Source organism: Macrococcus brunensis (assembly GCF_022343725.1).
Lineage (GTDB): Bacteria > Bacillota > Bacilli > Staphylococcales > Staphylococcaceae > Macrococcus > Macrococcus brunensis.
This window is the reverse complement of record NZ_CP092179.1, coordinates 36,907-61,967: the sequence shown is the minus strand read 5'-3', so window position 1 is coordinate 61,967 and position 25,061 is coordinate 36,907. Positions and strand designations below refer to the sequence as shown.

Sequence of the window (25,061 nt, the reverse complement as noted above, 5' to 3'; positions counted from 1 at the left end):
ATAGTATTAAAACAGGAGGTTGTCAAACCGGTTTCCGCTCCAACACTGTCTCTTTATAAGTGAAGTTCAGTTTCCTTTTCCAGTCGAGGCGCCTGCAGCTTAATAATCTGCCAGAAAATGACGATCATTATCAGCTGTGCCATACTTTTCTTTTGACTACTAGCTTGATTAATCATCAATAATCATTTGCATAAAAAGAAGACAACCATGGTCTTTCCTTGCTCGATATTCATTATTTTTCATCGTTCAGATAAGTTAATACAGCTGTGCCTACTGCTTTAGCTGCAACCATCATCGATTTTTCACTGATGTTGAATTTAGGATGATGGTGCGGGAAGATTTCCCCGTCTTCTGGTGCAGCGCCTGAGTAAATAAAGGTACTTGGAAGTTCTTTAGCATAGTATGCAAAGTCTTCTGACGGGGGTTGTGGTTCTGTCTGCTCAATTTGTACATCAGAGTGATCTTTAATGGCATTGACCACATACTCTGTGAATGCTGGATCATTATATAGCGCTGGGTAGTCATCATTATATTCCAATTCACATGTGACACCGTACATGGCTTCAAGCCCTGATGAGAGACGTTTAATTTCTTTTTCGATAGTTGCTTTTGTCTCTTCAGTCAATCCACGGACGTCTCCTTCAAGTTCAACAGCATCTTTGATCACATTGAACGGGCCTTTCCCATCGAATGAACCAATAGTCACAACACCTGTTTCAAACGGGCTGAGTCTTCTTGATACGACTGTCTGCACAGCAGTGACGAAAGCGCTCCCTGCTACAATTGCATCATTCGCCATATGCGGAGATGAGCCGTGACCACCTTTACCTTTGATCTTCAGTTTGAAGAAGGCACGTCCCGTCTGCACAAACCCAGGATAATAGTACATTTTACCTGTTTCCATCGTACTCATGACGTGGACACCGATCACGTTATCAACGCCCTCAAGTACGCCGTCCTTAATCATTGTCTGTGCCCCACCTGGCGGAACTTCTTCAGCTGGCTGATGAATAACGACAATCTTACCGCTGAAGCTATCTTTCATTTCGATCAATGTATCTGCAAGTATCAGCATATAAGCTGTGTGCGCGTCGTGACCACACGCGTGCATGACACCTTTATTTTTAGAAGCATAAGGCAGACCGGTTTCTTCTTCGATTGGCAATGCATCAAAATCTGCACGAATCGCAATTGTTTTACCTGGTTTACCAGAGTCAATAGTCACTTTAACCCCATTCGCGCCGACATTTGTCTCGACTTCAGCATCTTTTCCTTCGTAGAAATCCGCAATATATTTCGGCGTTTCTTTTTCTTCGAAAGATAATTCTGGATTTTCATGTAAATGACGTCTGATGGCAATCATCTGTTCTTCTTTACTTTCAAGTGTTTTGATTAACTGATTGTACACGCCTATTCACTCCTTACGAAATCATTTTATTTCAATAATGTCCCCTTCTTTATTTTTTGTAAATATACGCTCTTTAACTGCCTTTCATATCACTGATTCTGCGACCATTCAGAACCAGTTTTGGAGCGTCAGGGTCATGTCCTTGCAGAGTTGCGACAATTACACTGTCTCCTTACAGGGCCAGTTCGAGATGTTCTCAGCCATGTCCCAGAACAGATATTCATAATAGCTGGTCTTTACGACAATCTCTTCCAACACTTTTAATTCTGCCTCACTCTTACCTTCAGCAGCTTCATTCATCAGCCGGATACAGTCATCCTTCAGTTCAGTGAATTCAGGTGAATGATACATATCCACCCATTCCTGATACACACCAAGATTGTTGTTTGATGCTGCAAGGTGCTCACCAATATAGTGATAGCTCCACGTACAGGCAAGCACTGCTGCTATCGTATATTCAACGCCACCCTGATGAGCCATCTTCAGCATATAGCTGGTATAAGATTCCGTCACTTCAGCCGCTTGCACCGCCTCAAGCTCTTCTTGTGTTATACCGAACTGCGCTGCATAAGAACGGTGTAAGGCCATCTCCGTCGCCAGTGTGCCGTGCAGCAGTTCGCCGAAAGTCGTCATCATAGCAAGATCAGTGGCTTTCGAGGCACCGACTGCAAACAATCTCGCATATTCAATTAAATAAATATAATCCTGCTTCAGCCAGTGTTTGAATTTCTCAAGGTCTAATGTCCCATCACCCAGACCTTTAACAAAAGGATGCTCTAAATAAGAATTCCAGATCGGTTCCACTCTCTCAAATAAACGTTCTGTAAACACTTTATCTTCACTCCTCCCAATCCTTTACATACACTTCAACGATAGATAAGTTATCAGTAAAAGTCAAAAGGTTAGAAAATACAACTAATTGTCATGATTATATTTATTACGTTGCTTTTTGAGGGCAGTGTTTCTTGTGAAACAACACAAAAGATTTCAGTACATTTCTTTAAAACTTGTATGCTTATGCAAACTATAGACTATTACTATTAGATTCTTTTATTATCATTTATCGTACGTAAGTCTAATTGTATTGCTTGAAATGAAAATTAATTTATAGTAAAAATTTTCTGTTTGCGTTGCCACAGCAGTTTCGTTATTAATAAATTAAATTTTCTTTATCTGGCAAGTTATACAATCAAGTTAGCCACCTAAGGTAGAGGATACATTAATTGTTTATAAAAAAATACGCCATGACGAGTTCATGTTAATATTGTAGTTCTCACACCGACAATAAAGGAATGAATTCGTATGACGCATATCAATGGTAACACGAAAACCGTTAAGGGCAAACACCTTTCTAGAGATGAACGGATCATCATACAGACGTTGATCAGTGAAGGATATTCAAACAGACAAATAGCTGGAAAGCTCGGTAGAGCGCCACAGACCATTAATAATGAGATAAAGCGTGGCACGTACACACAAAAGAGCCGGCAGGTGCATAACAATAAGACTTACACTTACTACAAGTGCGTCTATTCACCTGATTTTGCCCAGGATAGATACTTTGAAAATCGTATCAAGTCAGGACGTCGTCCTCTTCCCGTTACAGATAATCCCTTTGTTGAATGGGCGGATAATCTGATGATACATGAGGGGATGTCTCCGGCTTCCGTTATTATGATGGCTAAGAAAGCTGAGCTCTTTCCAGAAAGATTCATCCCCTGTATAAAGACACTCTATAACTGGATTGACAGAAAGCTGATAAAGACGCGTAATATCAATCTTCTGATGAAATTGAAGCTTAAGAATAAGAAGCCGGCAGGCTTTACTCGCATCGATAAAAAATTACTGGGACAGTCCATCGAACTACGTCCTCGTGCAGTAGATACACGTACGACCTTCGGACACTGGGAGATAGATACTGTAGTCGGTCAGAAGTCTGCCGAAGATCAGGTTCTCCTCACCATGGTTGAGAGAAAAAGCCGGTATGACCTTATCTTAAAGATTGATGGTAAACAAAGTTGCCATGTAGTCAATGCACTACGTCATCTGATAAAAGAAACAGGAGATGCTTTCCCTAAAATATTCAAGTCCATTACATCAGATAACGGACCTGAATTCAGCGATCTTTCTGAATGCCTGAGGGGATTATCAGAGGTCTACTTCAATCACCCCTATGCCTCCTGGGAAAGAGGGACGAAAGAAAATCAGCACAGATTTATTCGCCAGCATATTCCTAAAGGTATCCCCATTTCAACTGTAACAGCTTCTAACGTCCATAAAATCCAGGAATGGATGAACAGATATCCACGCAAGATACTAAATGGACAGTCAGCGATGGAAGTGTTTTTGAAAGAACTAATTAAAGAGAACATACTGAGTGAATCCCTAGGATTCTATATGAACTAGATTTGTCAGAGTGGCTAACTTGTAATTGCAATTTAGAATGTGTTTTTTTAATATTAAGTAGAAGGTATTTATAAAATTATTGAATTTTTAACAATATCATTGATAGGGGGAACCTTATCAAAAACTTCATCATTTATGGTAAGCTTCAGCGTATCATTTAGAAGTGCGATTAATTTATAGTATTCAAAAAAGACATGCCAAAATGACATGTCTTTCGCCTCTATCCGCGTGGTTAGACGCAGCAAGGTAGGGCTTCCCTTATTCCTTATTCACTATAATAATAGATATTCAATCTATTCGCAAGTGTTTAATTTAATATAGTGATTAACAACCATACTTATACTATCAACATATTTTATTATATAATCGTAATTATTATAATAATCTCTATTTAACAATAACCTTTCTAATAATCTTTGAAGATTACTAGAAGCTCTATTTTTTATTGATTGATTACAATACTTATTATGAATCATTAATAACGTTGCAATATCAATAAAAGGTTTAGATTGTTTATAGTGTATGTCAATTTTATGCAAACTAAAATAACTATTTAATTCTGGAGTAACATTAGTATCATCAAATAATGGAACATTAATTACAGAATTATGTGCGCAACTATTTCTGATATTCCTTACTAATACCAACTGATTACTAGCCAACTTTAATCTCCTATTTTTAGAGACTTCATAATAAAAAGTTACGAATCTTTCAAAATGATAAAAACTCATAATTTCAAAAGCTACCCAATAAGGAGTGGCTTGATAAAACTTTTTCCATTCTGGATAAACTTCGTTTTTATTCATTTTATATTTAAAAATATCTCTCTTAGTAATATTTGTTTTATCTATAAATTGATCAATTATATTATATCCATCTTCATTTGGGGTCATACTTAAATATTTGTTTAATATAACCTTTAAAGAATGCTCTATATCTAATGTTAGTTGTAGTAATGTATATCTCATTTCCATATCAATAGATGCTAAGTCCGATAAACAAGCAAATTCTACATTATAGCTGCCATCTATATTTTTCATAAAACTTTTCCGAAAATAGAATAGTTTAAAAAGATAAGTTTTATCTAGCAGAATGTTTTGTGCATCTTCTTCGTTAATAATATTGAAATATATTCCTTTGTCCTTTAACTTCTGGATTTGTGCTACGATAGTTAGCTTGTTTTTCATTAATCATCACCTAATGAATTTTGTATTAAATTCATTATAACATAAACAAACGAACGTATGTTCTATTTATGATAACTTTCAGCGTATCGGTTAAGAGTGAGGTTAATTATTATAAATGCCAATTCTTTTTATAAGAGAATTGGCATTATATATTATTCTATTTCTTCCTGTTTAACATTATTTCTTTGATAGCCACTATTAATTATGAATACACTTCCATCTTCATAATATGGTATGATAGCTAATTCATTTCTAATTATAATTTTTTGATTTTTAATACAGGGAGTATATTATTTATTTTTGAGCCTAATCAAGCGCATACTATTTAGCGTGACAATCAAAGTAGCCCCAATATCTGAGAAGATGGCAATCCATAATGTTAACCAACCAGGTATGACAAGTAGTAAAGCAATTAGTTTAATAATCAGAGAAAAAGCAATATTCTGTTTAATAATTTTTAATGTCTTTTTACTTAACCTAATAGTATAGGGAAGTTTCTTCAAGTCATCTGACATCAATGCAATATCAGCAGTTTCTAACGCAGTATCTGTGCCTGATCCTCCCATCGCAATTCCAATATCAGCTGCTGCAAGCGCCGGAGCATCATTAACTCCATCACCAATCATCGCAATTTTATGCTGTTTCCTTGTTTCACGTATGATATTTAGTTTATCTTCAGGTAGCAAGTTAGCATGGACTAATGTCAATCCTGTACGTCTTCCGATAGCTTGACCTGTTCTTTCATTATCACCTGTCAACATCATCGTGTTAAGTTTCATCTGCTTCAACTCTTTGAGAACGGCTGTCACCTCAGGTCTTAGCCCATCGGCTACTGCAATGATTAGTTCAATTTTATCACTACCGAATAACATCACTGTCTTACCATCTGTCTGTAACGTTTCGATTCTCTCATCGCCACCGAATCCAAGCGACTCAAATAAGGACGGGCTACCTATATAATATGTCTTACCCTCGATGTCGCCCTTCACACCTTTACTTGTAATCGACTGGAAGTTTTCAACTGTTACAGCTTGATAGGATAACTGCTCTTCCTCTGCTTTACGAACGATAGCTGACGCCAGAGGATGCTGCGAACCATTTTCAAGTGCAGCTGCTTTGATAAGTGAATCATTATCATCAGGGAAGATATCTGTGACTACAGGAATCCCCTCCGTCAATGTACCAGTCTTATCAAAAGCAATCGTATCAATATGACCAGCTTCTTCGAGGTGTATTCCACCTTTGATTAGGACGCCTTGACGTGCTGCATTACCAATAGCAGTAACTATTGCAACGGGTGTAGAAACGACAAGGGCACATGGACATCCAATAATTAATACGGCAAGACCTTGGTACAACCAATCATGCCATGAACCATTCAGCAATAACGGGGGAATCAGCATGACTAATACAGCGATTATCATAATGGCAGGCGTATAGTATTTAGCAAATTTATCGACGAATGCCTGAGAAGGAGCACGTTCTGCCTGTGCTTCCTCAACCAGATGTATGATCTTAGAAATCGTCGTATCTTCTACTAGTTTTGTGACCTTGACTTCAATAAGCCCTTCTTCGTTTAAAGTTCCTGCAAAAACTTCATCATTTATACCTTTGGCTACCGGTACACTTTCCCCAGTTATAGCAGCCTGATTGATTGTAGAATGACCTTTAATAACAATACCGTCCATTGCCACTTTCTTACCAGGTTTGACGATCATGATATCACCGATTCGAATATCTGTGACATTCATTGTCTGTTCAGCACCATCTATTCGAATCAATGCCTCTGATGGTGAAACATCCATCAGAATATTGATAGATTGTCTCGCTTTATCCATTGAATAGCGCTCCAATGCTTCACTTATCGCAAACAGGATGACAACAGTCGCTCCTTCCTGCCATTCTCCGATTAAGGCTGCACCGATAACCGCAATCGTCATCAATGTATTCATATCAAATTTCAATCGAATCAAGTTTTTAAATCCGGTGATGAAAAGAGAATATCCTCCTATGATGATTGCCACCAGATAACCGATTGTCGGCAGAATATGCTTCTCTCCTAAATTAAAGGAAAGAATCAGGCTGATAAGAACGATGACAGCAGCCACGTAGACAGGATAATTCTCTTTCTTCTTCCAGAAACTTTCTTTTTCGATTTTGCGTTCACTGATATCTCTCACTTTAACATTATCGAATGCGCCGGCTTTTTCCATCTCCGCAATCGTCGCATCTCCAGTGATGTAAATCTTCGCAGCCGTATGATTAACTTCTGCATCGACCACATTTGGTAAAGCTTTTAAATTAGCTTCATATGTCTTTGCACAACTTGAACAAGAAAGATTTTGTATACGATAGGATTTTCTCTCATTATTCGTATTCATGCGATTTCCTCCATATGTTCAATGGTCATTTCCATGATTTGTCTGACGTGTTGATCATCAAGACTATAGTGAACAAGTTTTCCTTCTTTTCTAGTTTTCACAACTCCTTTTTTATGAAGCTTTCTTAAATGACTTGAGGCATTAGCAATGGAAATTTCTAGAATACAAGCTATATCACACACACATAACTCTTCTTCTGTACATAAAGCACTTACAATTTTTGAACGATTGTCGTCAGCAATCACTTTTAGAAAGGAAGTTACTTTCTCCAAAGGCAATTGATTTAAGTGTTTCTTCACTCTGTCGACCTGTTCTTTATTATGACAAATGACATCACATTTATATGAATTCATATTAACAACTCCTTATTCAATTTATTAGTTGAATGTAGTATATTGTAATAAGGGATAATAATCAATTATATATTTGAATAAGGAGGAATAATTAATATGAAAAAATTTATTTTATTACTACTTTTAAGTGTGCTAGCTGGGTGTGGAAATTTAAAAATACAAGAAGGCTATGGCAATACATTATCAGAATTTAAAGCAACTGATGAGAATGGAAAAATATTTAATACTAAAGATATGCAGGGAAAAGTATGGCTTGTAGATTTTATATTTACCAATTGTGAGACAGTATGTCCACCTATGACTAAAAATATGAGTGATGTTACAGAAGAGCTTGAGAAAAAAGGAATAAAAAATTATGGAGTTCTTAGTATGAGTGTCGATCCAAAAGTAGATTCTCCGAATAAGTTGAAAGCTTATGTGAAAGATTTAGATCAAACAGGAGGGAAATGGAAGCTTGTAACAGGTTATAAACCAAAAGATATAGCTGATTTTGCAGTTGAAAATTTTAAAACAATAGTTGCTGCTCCAACAATAGAAACCAACCAAGCAACTCATGGTACTTCATTTTACTTAATCGATCAAAATAGAAAAATAATAAAAGATTATATCGGTAAAGATACTGGAGAAGAAAAGTTTCCTAAAAATGAAATAGTGGAAGATGTACAAACATTAGTTGACAAAGGGCCAATAAAGTAATTTTTGTTCATAAATCCATTAATTACCTTACTAATACTATCAATATATTTTATTACATAATTGTAACTATAATAATAATCTCTGTTTAATGATAACCTTTGTATTACTTATACTGATTACTTATGTTGTCGCAATTGATATGGTTTACTTTTTACTATAATGATTGGAAAATAAAATAACAAACACTAATAGAAAGGATGAGAAACATGGTAGTATCTTACAGATTGCTTACTTGGTCTGTCAACATAATATTGGACAGTTTTTATAGAATATTTCTTTATATTCCCTTGGTGTTAGATAATTTAATGCGCCGTGCGGCCTGACATTGTTATACCAGTTCACATAATCAAAAAGTTCAATATTCAAATGATCAGTAGATTGAAAGTTATATTGATTGATAAATTCAGTCTTCATCGCTTTAAACGTAGTTTCAGCTACTGCATTATCGTATAGGCATCCTTTCATACTTAGCGATCTCTGGATACCAAAGGTATCAAGCACTTCATCAATAAGATGATTATCAAACTCTGAATCGTCTACACTTCATTGGACATATTATAAGAGAATCAACTAGAATATAACCGCATCACTTATGATACGACTCAGTGTATCAGTTAAGAGTGCGGTTTTTAAGTCTACTTTAGTAAATGTTCTATGAAATCCGTTAAATATGTTTCGGCAAAGGCTGCAATGATAAATAAAGGTAACGCAATAAATACATAAACTCTAATCAAGTTATATATAGATTCTGAAATTGATGGTCCATATCTCTTTTCTTTTCTGAAAAAACTACTTACCTTACTTATGATTGATCGGTTCAATGACCATAGTCCGCTTGCAACAAAACAAAATGCTAGAATTTCTATCAATGCATGTGGAATAGATGACAATACTAATATCCAGCCAAAATCAGGTAGGAGATGAATGGCAAAACCAAATATAATTCCAGTAATGATTGTAGTAGATATTACATTTAAGAAATAAAGAAATGGAATAGGTATTAGAGATAGAATAAACATTTGCAATGGTACAATAAATCCATTATTTACTACATACATCCATACCTTATCAAGCCCTTTTAATTCTACTGAATTTGAAGGTAACTTACTGGTTATATCTTCAAATAATTCTTCTGAAGGATAAATTACTAGTGAAATAATAAAAGTTAAAATGGCCACTAATATCATAATGGCATAAATAATAAAGGCTCTCTTAATATAACTTACTTCTAGATTTTTCATAATACTACCCCTTTTTAAATGATTTTAGATATCTTTTGATTTCATTTTTTGAATTTCATTTTTATATCTTTCTTTCCTTTTTTGAAGACCAAAGTAATAGTCGACAATTAAAATAAAATTACCTATTACTGCTCTATACCATAAATAATCTACATCTTGGTGTACGTATATAAAATTATAGAATACATATAAGTTAAAAATTATCGGGACAACTAATCCTAGTAATTTGTTATCACGAGAAGCTAAATAGCGTTGCAATCCAAATAAAACTAAAATTAAAAAAATCAATTCAATAATATTAAACATTTGTTACCTCCATAATTTGTATTATGACATTAGCTTACAACACTTTTTAATAAAATTAAAGTTTTTTTTAATTTTATTAAAAATATTGTTGTTTAAATATTGATTTTTATTAATATAAGCCTTAGAATGAATTTAAAGATTGGGGGAGCAAGATGGAAAGAAATGAATTACCAGACTGGTTATTAAAATTAGATAAAGAAGATATTGAATTTATGAAAAATTTTGTTTTAGAATCAGGTTCCTTAAAAAGTATTGCTAAGATGTATGATGTTTCATATCCAACTGTGAGAATTAGACTTAATGCTTTAATCAAAAAAGTAGAGTTAGCTTCACAAGAAGAAAACTCAGGACTCGTAAACTATGTGAAATCTTTGGTTATTGATGAAAAAATAAGTTTAGAAGATGCGAAGAAAATCATTAATCTATATAACAGTGAAAAGGAGCAATAAAATGACAGAACATATTATAAATGCTTTAACGTTTGCAGCCATATTAGCGACACAATATTTTTTATCCAAAACAAAGTTTAAATTTCTAGGTCTTATTATACCTATTTTGTGTACACTATATGCTGGTTATTTATATGTAAATGGTGTATGGCCATTATGGGCTTTGGGATTACTTTTAGTAATCGCGTATGTATTATTATTTTCTCAATATGATAAAGGACAAAAGGACTATAAGAAAAAAAGAGAAACCGAATTAAGTAAAATGAGAAGTCGAGATTTATAAATTTCTCTTTTCTTTAATGTGAAACTTATGTTGTCGCAATTGATATAGTTTACTTTTTACTATAATGTTTGTAAAATGAAATAACAAAGATTAATAGGAAGGATGAGGAACAATGGTAGTGTCTTACAGCTCACTTACTCAAAATTCATTATTAAAAAGAAAAAAAGTTCTCTCTTCTATGCAAAAACTTGATAGCAACTTTAACATTGGAAGCAGAAAATATGATGCTAAACGTATCAAAGGTAAAGAAGCACAGTTGAAACGCATGAAAGAAAAAGAATATGCATTACACTATTAATCAAGCTAAAATTGACTTAGAGAATATAGATAAGTGTGAGCCTTTAGTTGAGAGAATGTTGAAAGTAGCTAGTATATTAACTAAAGTTTTAGATGCTGAAGTTACACAAATGAATGATAAACCAATAATAGTTGGTGGATTAGCTATGGAGATATATACACGTAGTGAATATACAACACATGATATAGACTTTGTAACAACAGCAAGTATTAGATTAACAGAGATTTTGCTTGAATTAGGATTCAAGAAGTATACAATATTTGAATATGAACCTTTAAATGTAGCAGTACAAATAATGTCTGAACCATTAGACCCAATGAGATATGAAGAAACTCAGACGATAGAGCTTGAAGATGGCAGTAGAATATATTGTATCAGTAGAGAAGGTTTGTTATACAATAGAGCTTTAGATTATGAGTCACATGATAATAAGATGTATTCAATCTACTTATTAACACAAGACTTAGATGATATAGATACTGAACAAGTAATAAAGGACTTAGAGTATCAGGATATAGATGCAAGCAATGAATTTAAAAACTGGGTAAGAATAGCTAGAGAGAATAGAGAACAACTTGATATAGAATAAGAGACACTGAAATTAATCAGTGTCTTTTTTATTTTCAGAGTTAAACTTTGCTAAAGATATTAAGAATGATATAAACGAAATTGCTCCACTATCGAGTCTTCCATCAAGTTCACTGTTAATGTAGATACCTAATACTTGATCACGTATAAAAGTGGATTTGTGTCAAGAAATTGGACCCAGTGAATTTATAACTTTACCTCTCTTCGCTCGGTAGCCTGTTCAAAAATTGAATCGTCTACACTTCATTGGACATATTATAAGAGAATCAACTAGAATATAACCGCATCACTTATGATACGACTCTCTCAAAGGAATCCTAAACTAATTTATTTAAATACATTCATTTTGCATATACTTAGTTTTATTTATGGTAGGCCTGCCCCTACCTATTATATTGCTAAAAAAAGAAGATATTACTATTAAAAATAAATTGCTTCCTTCAACTTATAATTTAATATAGTATTACGAATCAAAACCTAAATAGCCTCCTACCTGAGACGCTACTAAGCACTCTCAACTAGGAAGCTATCATAAGTTAGGATTATTACTTCTGAAACTCTTTAATTCTATCAACTAATAAAATAATTCATCTAAATCTTTTTAAAAACATTAACTTTTGAGGCATTCTTCGAAACTTTTTCAATACCTAATTCCTGCTGATGATTATATAACATTACACCTAAATTTGCTGGTGGTGCATCTAATAAATCTCTAAGAATAAATGTAGATCCACTAGACATCTTACTAATACTTGTTTTTACATCTTCCCACATATCAGCATAAGTTCTATCACGAAGGGCAGTTCCTCTACAATAAGATGGAACATCAGGATAGTTTAATTTTTCAGCAAAATTTTTTAGCTTTTTCCATTCATCATCATTTACTGAAAATTGTACTCGCATATAACTTCTCCTTTTTAATCTAAAATCAGGCGATTGTTCAATCACCTGTAATCCTATTATATACTGTTAAAGGTATTTGTTCAAGTGCCGGTTAAATGTTTCTTCAAAGTTTCTACTCAACTAGTTTAGAGCTTAAATTTGTTCTCAATCTTCTTTTAGTTTTGTTAACATCAGTTCTGAAATGATTCCCATAATCTCAATACTTAATTTAGCTTCTTCTTCCTTTATTTCAGGTATAAAAGGCCTTCCGTGCCCGCTACCAACTTTATTTCTATAATTATTTATAGAACAACCCAAACTATAAAGAGAAGCCTCTACTTTTTTTCGGGCTACTATAGCTTTATCGGCTTCTTTTATTTCGTTTTCATTTGTACAAAGTCCAAGAGCAGTAAAAGCTTGCCCTAAAAGTGTGGGAAAATTTAAATATGTGTTCTTATCATAATTATATTTCTTCACTAATACATGCAGAGCCACTGCTTCCAAAAGGTCCTTACTGGTACCAACAATTAAAGCTGCATCTTGTTGCCCTTTTTTTGCTCTGTTTACATAGCCCATCAACGCTTTTTCTTTTTCTATTTCACTTATATTATCTAAGATGGAATTAGTGATTGTACCATTTGAGTTCAGTATATAACCTTGGTTTTTAAGTGCTTCAGTTAGATTCATTATTGCATTACTACCAATATAATTTAATGAGTCCTTTCTAAATCCACCGAGACCTCTTATTTCATTAATAAGCGAAAACATGAATTTTTCAGCACTTTCTTCATTAGGTGAGTCTATTGAACTGGATAAGATGGTATAGATCCTCTTTTTTTTCCCTACATTTTGTCCATTTTGTCTTGGATCATTTTCCTTAAGGTTAAATCGATTTACTAAAAAATCAATTTGTGAATGTGATGGGTCCCGTCTAGCCGTACTAATATGAGAATCATCGACTGCGTTCGCTAGTGCAATTATTATTTCATCATTTATAGGTACTTTATTCATATATTCTCACTCCACAATTATTTAATATGACTAACCAAGACACATCTATACTTCAATTAGTTGAGAAATGATTAAAATTTAGTCTTTCTCTCTTGATAAGTTTCCCACATGAAATAGACTAGAGTAGATGCAGTCCCCACAGCCAGCCTAGCATATCTTGGTGGTAAAGAGATAAATGTACTTTCTTTACCATGGCCATCCCCGAACTCATTTCGTAGTTCAGCCATGTTATGTGATATCGAACTCAAATTACCTAATATTTTAGCGGATATAATTCCCGAGGAATTTGTTTTATCTTGATCTTTTGCTGATAAACCAATCACTTGCATTGCTTGTTTCGCGAGAGCAGGTAAGTCAGCTTCTTTATCATATCCATTACTAACCTCAATTAGTATAGTCTTAGCACAGGATTCAATAAGTTCCTTAGCTTTTCCTATAGCAACACTAGGATTAGATTCAATACATTTCATCATGATATCAACTTGAGAGTCAATATATTGAGAGCTAAATTTGTCCCTTACCTCTGTTAAATATATTTCCATTAAAGTATCTGATGACAGTTGCATGATCTTATATCGTTCTCTACCATCAACTAAATCTGATGTAACACCTATCTTTAATTTATCATATTTTAAAACGTCATTAATTTTATCAATGTACATTCGCCAGTTTTGTTGTTCAACTCTTACAGCAGGATGAAAGATTTCTTCTATAAATTTTATGAAGTTTTCTCCTCTTATATCTAGTCTTTCATCATAAAACAACCAGTCATCTTCCCAATCATCATTTCTCACTGTATGTTGAACTATATCTTCATACATATTATTGTATCTGTAATCATTCGATTTAAGTTTCTTTAAATCAAAAATACGCGATAAGAACTGAACCTCATTCAACCTCCCAGTATAATTAAAATTTTTATCTTCAGAAGAAAGTTCGACGATGTCTAGTATCTCACCCATTGAAGTCATAGACACTTTCACTATTATTCACTCCTTTACTTTATAGAGAACGTATGTTCCCTATCATATTAGCACATATTCCTTTTATTTTTTATAAAGTAAGTAATCATAATTTATATTTCGATGCTATGCTATTTAAAAAGACTTATGATAAAGGAGTAGTATTAAATTGATTAAAAGAGAAAAAATAATTAACTTTCAAGACTTATCTAGGCTTTCAATTTTATATCCGAACGTAAAAAATAGCTTTACAATTCAAGATCTAAAAGAAGCTAAAACAAAAGTAACTAGTGATGATATGTTAAAAGGAGAGGCAAGTCGTTTAGATATCGCATTTAAGAAGTTCTGTGTCAACCTCCATATCGACTCAGATAATTTTAAGAGTGCAGGACAAAATGGCGATAACTATTCTTTCAAGCTAAGTACCTCACATTATCTGTTAAAAATTTTACAAAACAATGCTGTCTATAATAAACTTCTTAAAACTGGTATTACAAATGTATTTACGATTGAAGAACAAGAGAAAATACAAGCCATACATGATTTCATTGCTAATTGTATAGAAAATGACATGGACTATAATAATGCCATGTCAGTTTTCACTGTAAAGTTTGAATTAAGTGATTTAAGAGATAATCCTATCGACAGAATGGTAAGCATTCTTTTTAAAACAGATGGTCTTCCATTTAAAAATAAACAAAGAATCTATGAATCTTTTATAAATGACGTTGATGAAGTAGTGTTCGATCATTTAGGCAATCTAGCCTCGCTAAGTTCGACCATAAAGAATTACGATGAGAACTATTTATTTGATGATCGCGTCTTCATCTCGCGATCTGATGCAAAAAAAATGTTGAATTCAAAAACTACAAACACCGTCTCTACTTCCTATTATGCAAGACTAATTCAACGAGCAATTCCTAATGCTATAGTTGATGTGGGTATGACTAAAGGTAAAGATCGTAAAATTGAATATGAAAAACTTATAGTTAAGAAATATAAACATCAACTAATAGAGGACATCAAGGTTGCACTAAATGAAGCGACAGATTCAGATAGTAATGAATCTTCGAAATTTATAAGAATAGATAATTAATAAGAACTAAACTAGATAAAATAAATTCGAATCTTCCCAAACGCTTTTTTATAAAACGTTTGGGAGGATTCTTTTTTATTTCATGCAAAAATAAAAATATCAAGTAACGTTGTTACTTGATACAAGTCTTCAGTTAATTTGGCGAGTACTTTAAAAATTTTATAGGAGGTGATTTAATGATCAATCATTTATTGCTGGTACCTACCAGCATCAGTGATAGGGACGTAGAAATATACAAAAGTGAGATGCTGAAGGCAAATTCAGCATTTCACTCACTGTACAAACTTGAACAAGCCTTTACCCGTTCCGTGCTACCAACACTGAACGGGGGAAAGATTTGCATCGTTCCACAGTGGTTACGTACTCAAAATTATGAGTATGAAACCCTTCAGAATGAGGTAAGGGATGGTCTAAACGCTGGCAAGGGCTCAAATCTTAGCAGCGTAGAACATGACTTCATTCATTATATGGAACTGAACAGTCTTTATTTTACTAAAGACCTACAACAGCTAGATGCGTTAAGCACCTTGCATCCAGTATACAGTAAGTTCAAGGAATTTTTAAAGGCACAACAGTTTCATCAGCAATGGGTAGAAAAGCTGACACCCTACTATTCTAAGACAAACAATTGTTTAGAGTTAACAGGGCACTGGAGAAGCTTTACCTCTTATACCGGCAGGATTACAGCATCGAAGTTACCACTTACATCTATGCCGAACAAGATGAAGCATTGGGTCGTTCCTTCCGAGCAAGGCTGCACAGTTTGGTCAATAGACCTAAGTAACGCTGAGCTACGGTTTCTGTCACTATATTCGAAAGATCAGCAGCTAACTGATGATCTTAGAAATGGACGTGACATTCACCACATTGTAGGAACTCTGTTTCAACAACACTTATCTTACAAAGGTGAGGAACCGAATCATCGAAAGGCGGCAAAGACATTTATCTTCGCCATGCTCTACGGCGCTGGAGATTTTCGTCTTGCTGAAGGTCTCAAAAAAAGTGGCTATGATATTCAATTTAATGATGTTATTCACATTAAAAATATTTTCTTCAGCTGTTATGCCACCCTTGAGGGATATTTTAAGTCTGTGGAAAACAGTGACTTAGTCGGCTGTTTCTTCGGCCCTATCCACCCCTTGGTCAACATGACATGTAGTCAAAAACGTAATTTTGCTTTGCAGTCGTCCATTGCCACTGCCATTAAGATTCTATCGTTAATAGCGACATCTATGCGGCTCAAAGTGATCAACATCGTCCACGACGAGATTTGGGTTGAAGTACCTAATTCGCGTGATTCAATATGGCAAACTGCACTAACGAAAGAGTTTGCGGACTCACTTAAAGCAAGTCATCCCTTATTTCCAACGGAAGGCATGCTTAAAATTAACAAAATCGGAGGATATTAAAATGAAAAAATACAATTTGAGTTTTTTAGAGCAACAGGTCAATTACGGAGAAGTTCGATTCGAAATCAATAATGCTGTGATTAAAGAAATTAATTCTACTAACGGCATTGTAGAAGTCATTTCAATGGATGTTACTTTAACTGATCAACGGACACAAAGAACCGACAGACTCCCTAGTTACTTACTTTTTATTAACGAAAATCCGAAATCAGACTTCGGACAATTTGTGCGGGAATATGCGACTAAAATAGACCAAGAAGGATTCGACAATGGCGCTGAATTAATAGGCATCCAGGGAACTGTTGATTATTACGTAAACAGTAAAGGCTATGAGACTTTGAGTCGTTGGAAATTTAATATTCCTTCATCAGCTGCTCAAGCTCAACTAATAAATCACGTCAAACAAAATACGGCAATAATTCAACCGTTACAACCTCATAATGAAGGTCTAAACGATTTAGACCATAATGCTTTTGATAACTTTACACCATCTTTTCATACTGATGCTAATATTCCTGAAAACACTGTTGGCTATTTCGATTTTGAATATGGACAAGCTGATGACATGGAGGATAATGATTATGTTTAATGTCACATTAAAAGAAAACTATGACATTGTTAAGGATTTCATCAATCCATCTTACAACCCTAAGTTCAGCAGTAGCGAAGAGGCCTCTATCACCTCTTCGCTGCTTCCTATGAGCCGTCAGACGATTATATCTGAACTGCAACAGAACGTCTGCAGAATAGACGTCTGGAATAAATATATACCGGCTCAGCCAGCTCCACACTTACCATCTAAGCCTATTAATTCAGCCACTGAAATCCGAAAAATGATACAGGACTTATTGTTAGAAAGATACAGCTATCTCGTGGCTGGCAATTCTGGTAATCGAAGAGCGAGCAGCTCTTCCGTATCCAGTTTAGTTCGGCAGATATTTAAAATCGTGATGATAAAAGAAACGGGCGATCTATACATTTATAATTTTCGTCATGGCTTATGGGAACCTGGCAGCCTGCCTATCAAACGATTAATCTATGAGCTGGTCAGAATAGCCATGCAACTTGAGTGGAGTTCGCTACTTGAGAAGAAAATAAACGATGAAATCGGGCGTAAAGTTCCTGTAATAGAATGGAAAGACTTTAACCAGAAGGGCTTTCCATTCATGAATATGACGTTGGACTATCAGACATTGACAATGCATGAACATGACCCTAGCTACTTCTCGACTATAAAATCGGATGTTAGCTATGATCCTAACGCATCCTGTCCCACATTTAAAAATATGCTAGAGATTTGGTTTAAAAACGAGACAGACACCCAACTCTTTGTCCAGGAATGGTATGGCTATTGTCTTGCAGGTGGACACCAGGCTAATGTTTTCCTTCTCGTCTATAGTAAAGGCGGTGAAGGAAAATCAACCTTTTTCGGTGTGCTGGAAAACTTAATAGGACAGATCAACAGTTCTGCTGCCACACTTGGAAATCTGAACACTGACTTCGGATTAGAACCTTTAGTGGGCAAGAAAGTTAATATCTCAACTGAAAGCGGCAGCAGTGCTTTTAATACCTCAAAGTTAAAAGCTATAACTGCAGGTGAGAAAATTACTGTTAATCGTAAAAACATGGCTGAAACAGACATGATCTTGCCTGCAAAACTTATTTTCTTACTGAATGAATTACCGCAACTAAGCGATGACTCACGAGGATTTGCACGGCGCTTACTTATTCTGCCCTTCTTACATGTTCTGCCACCTGACAAACAGGATAAGCACCTTGCGAAAAGGCTGAATGGAGAGCTCAGCGGTATCCTTAACTGGGCATTAGAGGGCTTACAGCGTCTACAAAGCAACAACTATAACTTTACGGTTTCGACGTCTATGAGAGCGATTCAGAACCTGTATCACGGCTCCTCGAATGTGATGAAGCTTTATATCAAGAACCGTATAGTCATAGATAACAATCCGATAAATAAGGTTGCGGCAAGTGCATTTATCACTGACTTTATTCAGTGGGCAAGTGGTCAGAATCTGCAATATGTCCACTTGGCATCTCCTAAAAAATTCTGGACCGAGTTCGAAAAAAACGCAACGTCACTAGGTATTGGTTATATTAAATCGAAGTCTAATGGAAGACAGGTTGTCAAAGGAATCAGAATACAATAGTGCCTTTAGTGCAAGTAGTGCTATAAAAACAGTTGAGTTCCAAAAGTTTCTTTGAGTGTTCACATGGAGGTGTAATGGAGATGGAGGAATCCGTATATGACCAGCTTGTGCTCATTGTGAAGCCCTTGCTAGATGATTTAATTGAAGAATAGAGCATATATTATCAACTTGCAGTGATTCAGTCGATATGGCTGAATCACTTATATTTCAAGAAAGGATGACTAAGATGAAAACGATAGGATTATATTGTCGTGTGAGTACAAACGAGCAGGCTGACTATGGTTACTCGCTGGAAATGCAGCAGAAACTGCTCATAGAAGAAGTGGTCAATAATTACCCAGGTTATAATTATGAATGCTATGTCGATGGTGGTATTTCAGGGAAAAACATGACGGATAGACCTGAGATGCAGCGTCTTCTAAAAGATGTTGAGGATGGAATACTAGATATGGTTATGAGCTGGAAGTTTTCACGTATATCGCGTTCACAAACGGATCAGCATATATTTGCTGACACACTCAAGAGAAATGGTGTTCATTACCGGGCTCTGGCTGAAGGAATAGACACTAAAAATGATGAAGAATCTTCTGACATTCTCATGACTATATTCGGGCTACAAAGTTCGCTGGAACGGAAAACTTTAATCAAGAATACTAAGATGGGCATCAGTGCTAAAGCAAGCAAGGGTGAACCTATAAGCGGCAGAGCTTTTGGTTATGATTTGATGATTAACCAGCAGACTAGAAAATCGGAATTAATGATTAACCCATATGAAGCAAACATCGTGAGACAGATGTTCGATATGTACTTGAACAAAGATATGGGACTTAAGGCCATCACCAACCATCTGAATAAATCAGGATATAAAACCATCAGAGGAAGACCATTTTCGGTGTTCACCACAAAGTATATGCTGCAGAATCCATTGTATAAAGGAATGATACGACATCATACCAACACCAACTGGAACATTAAGAAAAGTAGAAGAGACCGTCATCCTGACGACCTCAGACTGTATAAAGGAAAACATGATGCGATTATTGATCCCACAGTATTTGATAAGGTCCAAGAAAAATTTGCGGCTCGGTCCTTCCAACCCGGACGCCCCGCAAGTAAGGATTTCTATTTACGAGGATTAATATCCTGTCCCGGCTGTGGGCAAAAAATGGTCTGCAGGCGCAGCTATTATAAAAGAAAAGATGGCTCTCGCACAATGAAGAAGTATTATATCTGTTCCCTCTTTAATCGTAGCGGCAGTTCAGCCTGTAGCAGTCACAGCATCAGAAGTGAAGTCATTGAAGATATCGTTAAAAGTCATCTTTCAGTTCTGATGAATCAGCAGCACGTAATTGATAAAATCGTTGATAAGTATATGAATTTGATAAACGTGGATAAGCCGGACGATACAATTGATATTGGTAGTCTTAGAAAAAGAAGAGACGAACTGATGAAACAAAAAGAGAAAGTACTCGACTTATATCTAAGTGGTCCTTTCGACACGGAAATATTAGATAAAAAAATAGCTGTCATCGGTACTGAACTTCAGACTATTGAAAAACAGCTGAAGGCGGCACCTTCTCAACACACCCCACATAAAAATGCTGTAAATCCTGAACAGATAAAAGCGCTATTAAATAAGTTGTTCACTAATTTTGATGATGTATTTGACCAGGCAACAGCCGACCAGAAAAACCAGCTCCTCAGAATGTTAATCGACAAAATTGAATTGACTGACGATAAACAGGTAAAGAAAATTACCTACAAGATAGATGCAGAAGATGTACCGCAATCATTTAAAAATGATTGCGGTCTTTTTTATTTTCCGGCCATCCACTATGAAATTGACCGTGACTTTGTACGGATTAATATGTTGGCAAGCTAATCCCCCTTCAACTCTATTTTCAGTAACTCTCTCTTAACTTCAGTGCCAGTTAAAACTGATGCACTATCTGCACTATCTGCACTTCTGTTTTATAAACTTCCCCCAGTGAAACAATCGCGATTTGAGATATATATTATTTTCTTGATGTGTACTACATCAATCTTTTATCAGGAGGAACAAGCTATGTCTATTAAGAAGAATCTAACAGACTTTGTGGAACGAATCTATCATCTACCACCTCATCGTTACTCAGTCGAACATGTTCAGTTAGGAGCCGAAGAATTCATCAATGAACCAACTCTCATCAGTCCATCACTCAAAGGGAAGATTCTGGACACATATACCTATTACAGTGACGAACTCGATGACATCTATTCATTCATCGCCTATTACAAAGATGTCGTTGTCAGCATCGGTTATGTTAAATGTAAGGAGTGTCACAACGAGTGTTACAGTATCTATCTTAACAACTTAGAAGAGACACTTCATGACGAGCTCTACCTTATCAACTTAAAAGAGGAGGACTTACTCTATGCCAACCTCGACGTGGGTTAAAATCGCACAGATCAGTGTTGTTGTAATCGGTGAATTAATACGACAGTTTGGAGATGACTAAGATGAAAGCACCAGAAAGATACATCACACGAGGCATACAGGGGAATCTCTCTCCTCACCTTCAACAGATTCTTTTCTCATTAGTTGATACAAGAGATAATGATGCTGAAAAGAACGGACAGAAAGCAGATTATCTCAGTGTGTTTCATATAAAAAGAAAAGATAAACGACACATTCAGATAAAGATGTTGCAGGAACAGCCACCCTACAATCTGAAATACATGATACAAAGTATAGAAGATTTCAAAAAAAGTAAGGTCTATGTCGTCAGAGAAGACGACATAGACCCTTTTTATATCATGCTGCTGCCGACCGAATATTAAATGAAATGAGGAAGAGATATGTTAATACACAAGGACAGCAATCTTAAGACAGAAGCCATCTTCAGTGAGGATGGTACACATAGATATAGGCTTAAGAAAATCTGGGATTCTGATAAACCAGTGATAACGCTGGTAACAATGTATCCCCATTATGACGGTGTGGACACAATCGACCTAACGACAATGCTAAGCATGAATGAAATTGTAAAGAATGGCGAATTTGGTGCCATTAACTTCGTCAATCTATATTCGAATATTGATGCACCTAGCAACCGAAAGCATATTGTTAATGGCTTTGATAATTTTACCGACGTTGAAATCATGAATGCTGCCAGTGAATCTTCAACAATCTTATTGGCTTATGGAAGTTACGCTAGAAGGCCCTTAATAGAGCCTAGAGTGAACGAAGTACTTGATATGCTAAAGCCACATCAGGATAAGCTGATGCGTCTTATACAGCCTTTAACTGGCGAAATAGCTCACCCCTTAAATACTTACGTCAGAAACTCTAAATGGATTTTGAAGAAAGAATTCACGGATAATAAGAGAAAGGTGATTAAAACGTGAGAAAAAGAATAGATATCGTAAAGATACAGCAGATTAAAGAGGGTTCTATTCATTATGCAAAACGAAAGATATCCAGTCCCCGAGATGCAGCGGACATAGCTAGACAATATTCTCCATCCTCTGACCGTGAAGAACTGATCCTGATATGTCTAAATACTAAAAATGAACCTACACACATCACTACTGTGTCGGTAGGTTCGTTGAATAGCAGTATCATATCACCTCGTGAAGTTTACAAGACTGCTATCCTCGCCAATAGTAATAGTATCCTCCTTTTACACAATCACCCTTCTGGTGATACAGAACCATCCCACGAGGATATCCTAGCAACTCAGCGATTACTTGAAGCTGGCTCTCTTATGGGTATAGAATTACTCGATCATATTATCTTCACTCCTGACAGCCACCAGTCTATACGAGAAAGTGGCAGATTATAGGCAGTAAGTTATCAAACTTACTGCTTTTATTTTTTTGCTTAATTAATATAAGGAATGTCAATCAATGAATAAATTCTAATCAATAATAGAATTTAAAGTTACTTCTTTTTAAATCATCAGTATTAAAATATTCTATAGCTTTAATTGAAAATATATAAAGTAAAAATCATATTATTATGCTACAATTTGTAATATATTAAAATAATAAACAGGAGATAAAGTATGAAAAAGATATTAATAACTATAATCTCTATTTTTTTACTAGTAGGACTAGGATTCATTTTATATTTCCAGTATTCTCAAAGTCAGGAGCTTTCAATTGAAAAAGAAAAACTTAAATTAAAGAAAGCTGAAATTGAAAGTGTTAAAGACAAGAAAGAGAACTCTGAAAAGGAGTCCAAAAAATCATCGAAAAAAAAAGATGATGACTTAAGTAAAACGGATAGTCAATCTACGGATGAAGAGATTATTACAACTGAAACACCATCGACTAATCAGTCTGAACAAGTATCAAATGAAAGTAACTATCAATCCTCTATCGAATCAGATGCTGATACAACTCAAACTCAAGATGACACTGTAGAGCAAGCAACTTCTTCATTACCTCTGGGAGATGCCCCTACACAGGATGACCTGATAGCCGAACATCCCTCAGCAGATCGTACCGAGTGTATACCCAGTGTTTTGTCTGAAACAGGATGTGTTTATGTCACACCAGAAGAATATGATCGTAAGATGGCTGAAATGGAACAGAATAACGTAGAAACCCAAGTAGAGACACAAACTTCAGAAGATATACAGTAATTCAAATAAATTAAATGGAGTCTAAATCATGAATAAAATTACAATGTCATTATTTTTATTTCTCGCATTATTAATAGTCGCAATTTTGGGATTTATGACTTTTAATAAGTATCAAGAAACTCAACTGGAGAAGGAAAAAATTAAGATAGAAATGGCTAAATTAGAAGAAGATAAAAATAATAATACAGTAGAGCTTAAGACTGAAGAGGTAAAAGAAAATGTAAAAGATTCTGCTACGGAAGAGAAAAAAGCTGAGGTAAAAACAGAAGAAAAATCAACTTTTCAGGAAACTATAAAAGAAAGTGTTCTAGGGACAGATGGAAGTTGGATGGGAGATTCCAGTCAACTTGGTTTTGATGTTCATCAGCCTTCTTCATCTAGAACTGAAATTCTACAAGTTCCTGGTGCTACTTACTACGTAATGCCCGAAGAATACAATCAAGCTAAAAATTTGGTTTATACTCTGAATAATTTAGATGAAAACGGCAAAGAAGATTGTGAAAATGTTAACAGCAAGTGTTATAACGAAAAGCAAGAAGAACAAACAGCTGAAAATAATAATAATGATTTCAGTGAAGAGCAGGCTATTGATTATACAAAGAAAGGTGTCGATCAATCATCACCTGACAATGACAGCAGTCTAATGAATTATTCTGCACAATACGCTGGTTATGATGAGGATCTTGATGCACAATGTTATGACGTTTACGGCAATAATACTTCCGGTTCTGGAGGAGCTAATTTTTACACATGTTCAAATGGGTTTGTCAGAATAATGAGTCCTATGGGAGAAGTAGATGACGAGTTATATGTACAATAAACTTGCATATCGAACTATAAATTAAGAGTAGCTGGAAATCAATTAGCTACTTTTTTTATGACTAATATACATTAACTAAAAAACTGCATTCACTTCGTCTTAAAAGATAAGACAAAATGAATGCAGTTTTTATTACCAAATGTCTGTTTCATCTTGAAGAGCCATAAACTCTCTTCTTTCCTCCGGTTCAAGAAATGCATCGCTATAATCTAAATTTAAAGCGTTTAATGCTTTATCCAGACTAACATCTTCGTCCTCCATGTAATTCCAGACATCTCTTCTTACATAGTCTCCAACTGAAATAGAATATAAATAATCATTCTTCCGCATAATTTCCTCCTTCATCACTTTGAAGTATAGTATAGCCCCAATAGTCAATAAAGGTCAAATGGAAAAGAGGATTATAATGTAAATTCTGCGACACTGTCGATGCTGAAATGTTTCCATATCAGCAACAAATCACTCACCTATTATTTTTTTTGCTATGATAGT

Annotated in this window: 28 protein-coding genes and 1 pseudogene; 17 read left to right on the top strand and 12 right to left on the bottom strand. The window is 35.0% G+C overall.

The window, feature by feature from the left end; all coding sequences use genetic code 11:
• Positions 1-232: 232 nt before the first annotated feature.
• Both MGG13_RS00305 and tenA read right to left on the bottom strand, forming a co-directional pair.
• The gene (locus MGG13_RS00305) at positions 233-1,408 is read right to left on the bottom strand and encodes a M20 family metallopeptidase (RefSeq protein ID WP_239034960.1); all 1,176 of its coding nucleotides are present in this window, start codon (positions 1,406-1,408) and stop codon (positions 233-235) included.
• Positions 1,409-1,567: 159 nt separating this feature from the next.
• Positions 1,568-2,239, bottom strand: a complete 672-nt coding sequence (gene tenA / locus MGG13_RS00300) for a thiaminase II (protein ID WP_239034959.1) — start codon at positions 2,237-2,239, stop codon at positions 1,568-1,570.
• 471 nt (positions 2,240-2,710) lie between these two features.
• Here tenA and MGG13_RS00295 point away from each other — a divergent pair, with 471 nt between their 5' ends.
• Positions 2,711-3,814, top strand: a complete 1,104-nt coding sequence (locus tag MGG13_RS00295; protein ID WP_239034958.1) for an IS30 family transposase — start codon at positions 2,711-2,713, stop codon at positions 3,812-3,814.
• A gap of 293 nt (positions 3,815-4,107) precedes the next feature.
• On the opposite strand, the gene MGG13_RS00290 is transcribed toward MGG13_RS00295, so the two are convergent.
• The 3 genes from MGG13_RS00290 to MGG13_RS00280 all read right to left on the bottom strand — a co-directional run bounded on the left by MGG13_RS00290 (position 4,108) and on the right by MGG13_RS00280 (position 7,735).
• Positions 4,108-5,001, bottom strand: a complete 894-nt coding sequence (locus MGG13_RS00290) for an Abi family protein (protein WP_133432561.1) — start codon at positions 4,999-5,001, stop codon at positions 4,108-4,110.
• A gap of 290 nt (positions 5,002-5,291) precedes the next feature.
• Positions 5,292-7,382: a heavy metal translocating P-type ATPase gene (locus MGG13_RS00285; RefSeq protein WP_239034957.1), complete on the bottom strand. Its 2,091-nt coding sequence runs from the start codon at positions 7,380-7,382 to the stop codon at positions 5,292-5,294.
• A complete protein-coding gene (locus MGG13_RS00280) occupies positions 7,379-7,735 on the bottom strand; it encodes an ArsR/SmtB family transcription factor (RefSeq protein ID WP_133432563.1) in 357 nt (118 codons plus the stop codon). The genes MGG13_RS00285 and MGG13_RS00280 overlap by 4 nt, the downstream gene beginning before the upstream one ends.
• A 96-nt stretch (positions 7,736-7,831) precedes the next feature.
• Here MGG13_RS00280 and MGG13_RS00275 point away from each other — a divergent pair, with 96 nt between their 5' ends.
• Positions 7,832-8,431 (top strand): SCO family protein, encoded by a 600-nt coding sequence (locus MGG13_RS00275; RefSeq protein WP_239034956.1) that lies wholly within the window; start codon positions 7,832-7,834, stop codon positions 8,429-8,431.
• Between the two features lie 240 nt (positions 8,432-8,671).
• Here the strand turns inward: MGG13_RS00275 and MGG13_RS00270 are convergent.
• The 3 genes and pseudogenes from MGG13_RS00270 to MGG13_RS00260 all read right to left on the bottom strand — a co-directional run.
• Positions 8,672-8,959, bottom strand: a pseudogene (locus MGG13_RS00270) (transposase); the annotation flags it as partial.
• Between the two features lie 107 nt (positions 8,960-9,066).
• Complete coding sequence (locus tag MGG13_RS00265) at positions 9,067-9,672, bottom strand: stage II sporulation protein M (protein ID WP_239034955.1); 606 nt, start codon at positions 9,670-9,672, stop codon at positions 9,067-9,069.
• Positions 9,673-9,696: 24 nt separating this feature from the next.
• Entirely contained in the window at positions 9,697-9,978 is a 282-nt protein-coding gene (locus MGG13_RS00260) for a hypothetical protein (protein WP_239034954.1), read from the bottom strand.
• 152 nt (positions 9,979-10,130) lie between these two features.
• Here MGG13_RS00260 and MGG13_RS00255 point away from each other — a divergent pair, with 152 nt between their 5' ends.
• From MGG13_RS00255 to MGG13_RS00240, 4 genes are all read left to right on the top strand, one after another.
• Positions 10,131-10,427: a DUF2089 family protein gene (locus MGG13_RS00255; RefSeq protein WP_239034953.1), complete on the top strand. Its 297-nt coding sequence runs from the start codon at positions 10,131-10,133 to the stop codon at positions 10,425-10,427.
• A 1-nt stretch (position 10,428) separates the two neighbouring features.
• Positions 10,429-10,710 carry a hypothetical protein gene (locus MGG13_RS00250; RefSeq protein WP_239034952.1) on the top strand — a complete coding sequence of 94 codons (282 nt, stop codon included), beginning with the start codon at positions 10,429-10,431 and terminating at the stop codon, positions 10,708-10,710.
• Between the two features lie 112 nt (positions 10,711-10,822).
• Complete coding sequence (locus MGG13_RS00245; protein ID WP_239034951.1) at positions 10,823-11,008, top strand: hypothetical protein; 186 nt, start codon at positions 10,823-10,825, stop codon at positions 11,006-11,008.
• Positions 10,992-11,597, top strand: a complete 606-nt coding sequence (locus tag MGG13_RS00240) for a hypothetical protein (RefSeq protein ID WP_239034950.1) — start codon at positions 10,992-10,994, stop codon at positions 11,595-11,597. Before MGG13_RS00245 ends, MGG13_RS00240 begins: the two co-directional genes overlap by 17 nt.
• Positions 11,598-12,187: 590 nt before the next feature.
• Here the strand turns inward: MGG13_RS00240 and MGG13_RS00235 are convergent.
• From MGG13_RS00235 to MGG13_RS00225, 3 genes are all read right to left on the bottom strand, one after another.
• The gene (locus MGG13_RS00235) at positions 12,188-12,499 is read right to left on the bottom strand and encodes a hypothetical protein (RefSeq protein ID WP_239034949.1); all 312 of its coding nucleotides are present in this window, start codon (positions 12,497-12,499) and stop codon (positions 12,188-12,190) included.
• A 144-nt stretch (positions 12,500-12,643) separates the two neighbouring features.
• Positions 12,644-13,489, bottom strand: coding sequence for an abortive infection family protein (locus MGG13_RS00230; RefSeq protein WP_239034948.1), 846 nt, complete (start codon positions 13,487-13,489; stop codon positions 12,644-12,646).
• 71 nt (positions 13,490-13,560) lie between these two features.
• Positions 13,561-14,472: an abortive infection family protein gene (locus MGG13_RS00225; protein WP_239034947.1), complete on the bottom strand. Its 912-nt coding sequence runs from the start codon at positions 14,470-14,472 to the stop codon at positions 13,561-13,563.
• 148 nt (positions 14,473-14,620) lie between these two features.
• On the opposite strand from MGG13_RS00225, the gene MGG13_RS00220 reads away from it, so the two are divergent.
• The 11 genes from MGG13_RS00220 to MGG13_RS00170 all read left to right on the top strand — a co-directional run bounded on the left by MGG13_RS00220 (position 14,621) and on the right by MGG13_RS00170 (position 24,569).
• Entirely contained in the window at positions 14,621-15,547 is a 927-nt protein-coding gene (locus tag MGG13_RS00220; protein WP_239034946.1) for a hypothetical protein, read from the top strand.
• 176 nt (positions 15,548-15,723) lie between these two features.
• Positions 15,724-16,956: a DNA polymerase gene (locus MGG13_RS00215; protein WP_239034945.1), complete on the top strand. Its 1,233-nt coding sequence runs from the start codon at positions 15,724-15,726 to the stop codon at positions 16,954-16,956.
• A gap of 1 nt (position 16,957) precedes the next feature.
• On the top strand, positions 16,958-17,545 hold the full coding sequence (locus tag MGG13_RS00210) for a hypothetical protein (protein ID WP_239034944.1): 588 nt from the start codon (positions 16,958-16,960) through the stop codon (positions 17,543-17,545).
• Entirely contained in the window at positions 17,538-19,121 is a 1,584-nt protein-coding gene (locus MGG13_RS00205; RefSeq protein WP_239034943.1) for a DNA primase family protein, read from the top strand. Before MGG13_RS00210 ends, MGG13_RS00205 begins: the two co-directional genes overlap by 8 nt.
• A 226-nt stretch (positions 19,122-19,347) precedes the next feature.
• A complete protein-coding gene (locus MGG13_RS00200) occupies positions 19,348-21,003 on the top strand; it encodes a recombinase family protein (protein WP_239034942.1) in 1,656 nt (551 codons plus the stop codon).
• 183 nt (positions 21,004-21,186) lie between these two features.
• The gene (locus tag MGG13_RS00195) at positions 21,187-21,558 is read left to right on the top strand and encodes an SAUGI family uracil-DNA glycosylase inhibitor (protein ID WP_239034941.1); all 372 of its coding nucleotides are present in this window, start codon (positions 21,187-21,189) and stop codon (positions 21,556-21,558) included.
• A 53-nt stretch (positions 21,559-21,611) separates the two neighbouring features.
• Complete coding sequence (locus MGG13_RS00190; protein WP_239034940.1) at positions 21,612-21,941, top strand: DUF960 family protein; 330 nt, start codon at positions 21,612-21,614, stop codon at positions 21,939-21,941.
• A gap of 18 nt (positions 21,942-21,959) precedes the next feature.
• The gene (locus MGG13_RS00185; RefSeq protein ID WP_239034939.1) at positions 21,960-22,508 is read left to right on the top strand and encodes a DUF1643 domain-containing protein; all 549 of its coding nucleotides are present in this window, start codon (positions 21,960-21,962) and stop codon (positions 22,506-22,508) included.
• The gene (locus MGG13_RS00180; protein ID WP_239034938.1) at positions 22,505-22,945 is read left to right on the top strand and encodes a JAB domain-containing protein; all 441 of its coding nucleotides are present in this window, start codon (positions 22,505-22,507) and stop codon (positions 22,943-22,945) included. Before MGG13_RS00185 ends, MGG13_RS00180 begins: the two co-directional genes overlap by 4 nt.
• Positions 22,946-23,167: 222 nt before the next feature.
• A complete protein-coding gene (locus MGG13_RS00175; RefSeq protein ID WP_239034937.1) occupies positions 23,168-23,749 on the top strand; it encodes a hypothetical protein in 582 nt (193 codons plus the stop codon).
• Between the two features lie 28 nt (positions 23,750-23,777).
• Positions 23,778-24,569: a hypothetical protein gene (locus tag MGG13_RS00170; protein ID WP_239034936.1), complete on the top strand. Its 792-nt coding sequence runs from the start codon at positions 23,778-23,780 to the stop codon at positions 24,567-24,569.
• Positions 24,570-24,701: 132 nt separating this feature from the next.
• Here MGG13_RS00170 and MGG13_RS00165 read toward each other — a convergent pair whose 3' ends face one another.
• The gene (locus MGG13_RS00165; RefSeq protein ID WP_239034935.1) at positions 24,702-24,899 is read right to left on the bottom strand and encodes a hypothetical protein; all 198 of its coding nucleotides are present in this window, start codon (positions 24,897-24,899) and stop codon (positions 24,702-24,704) included.
• Positions 24,900-25,061 lie beyond the last annotated feature (162 nt).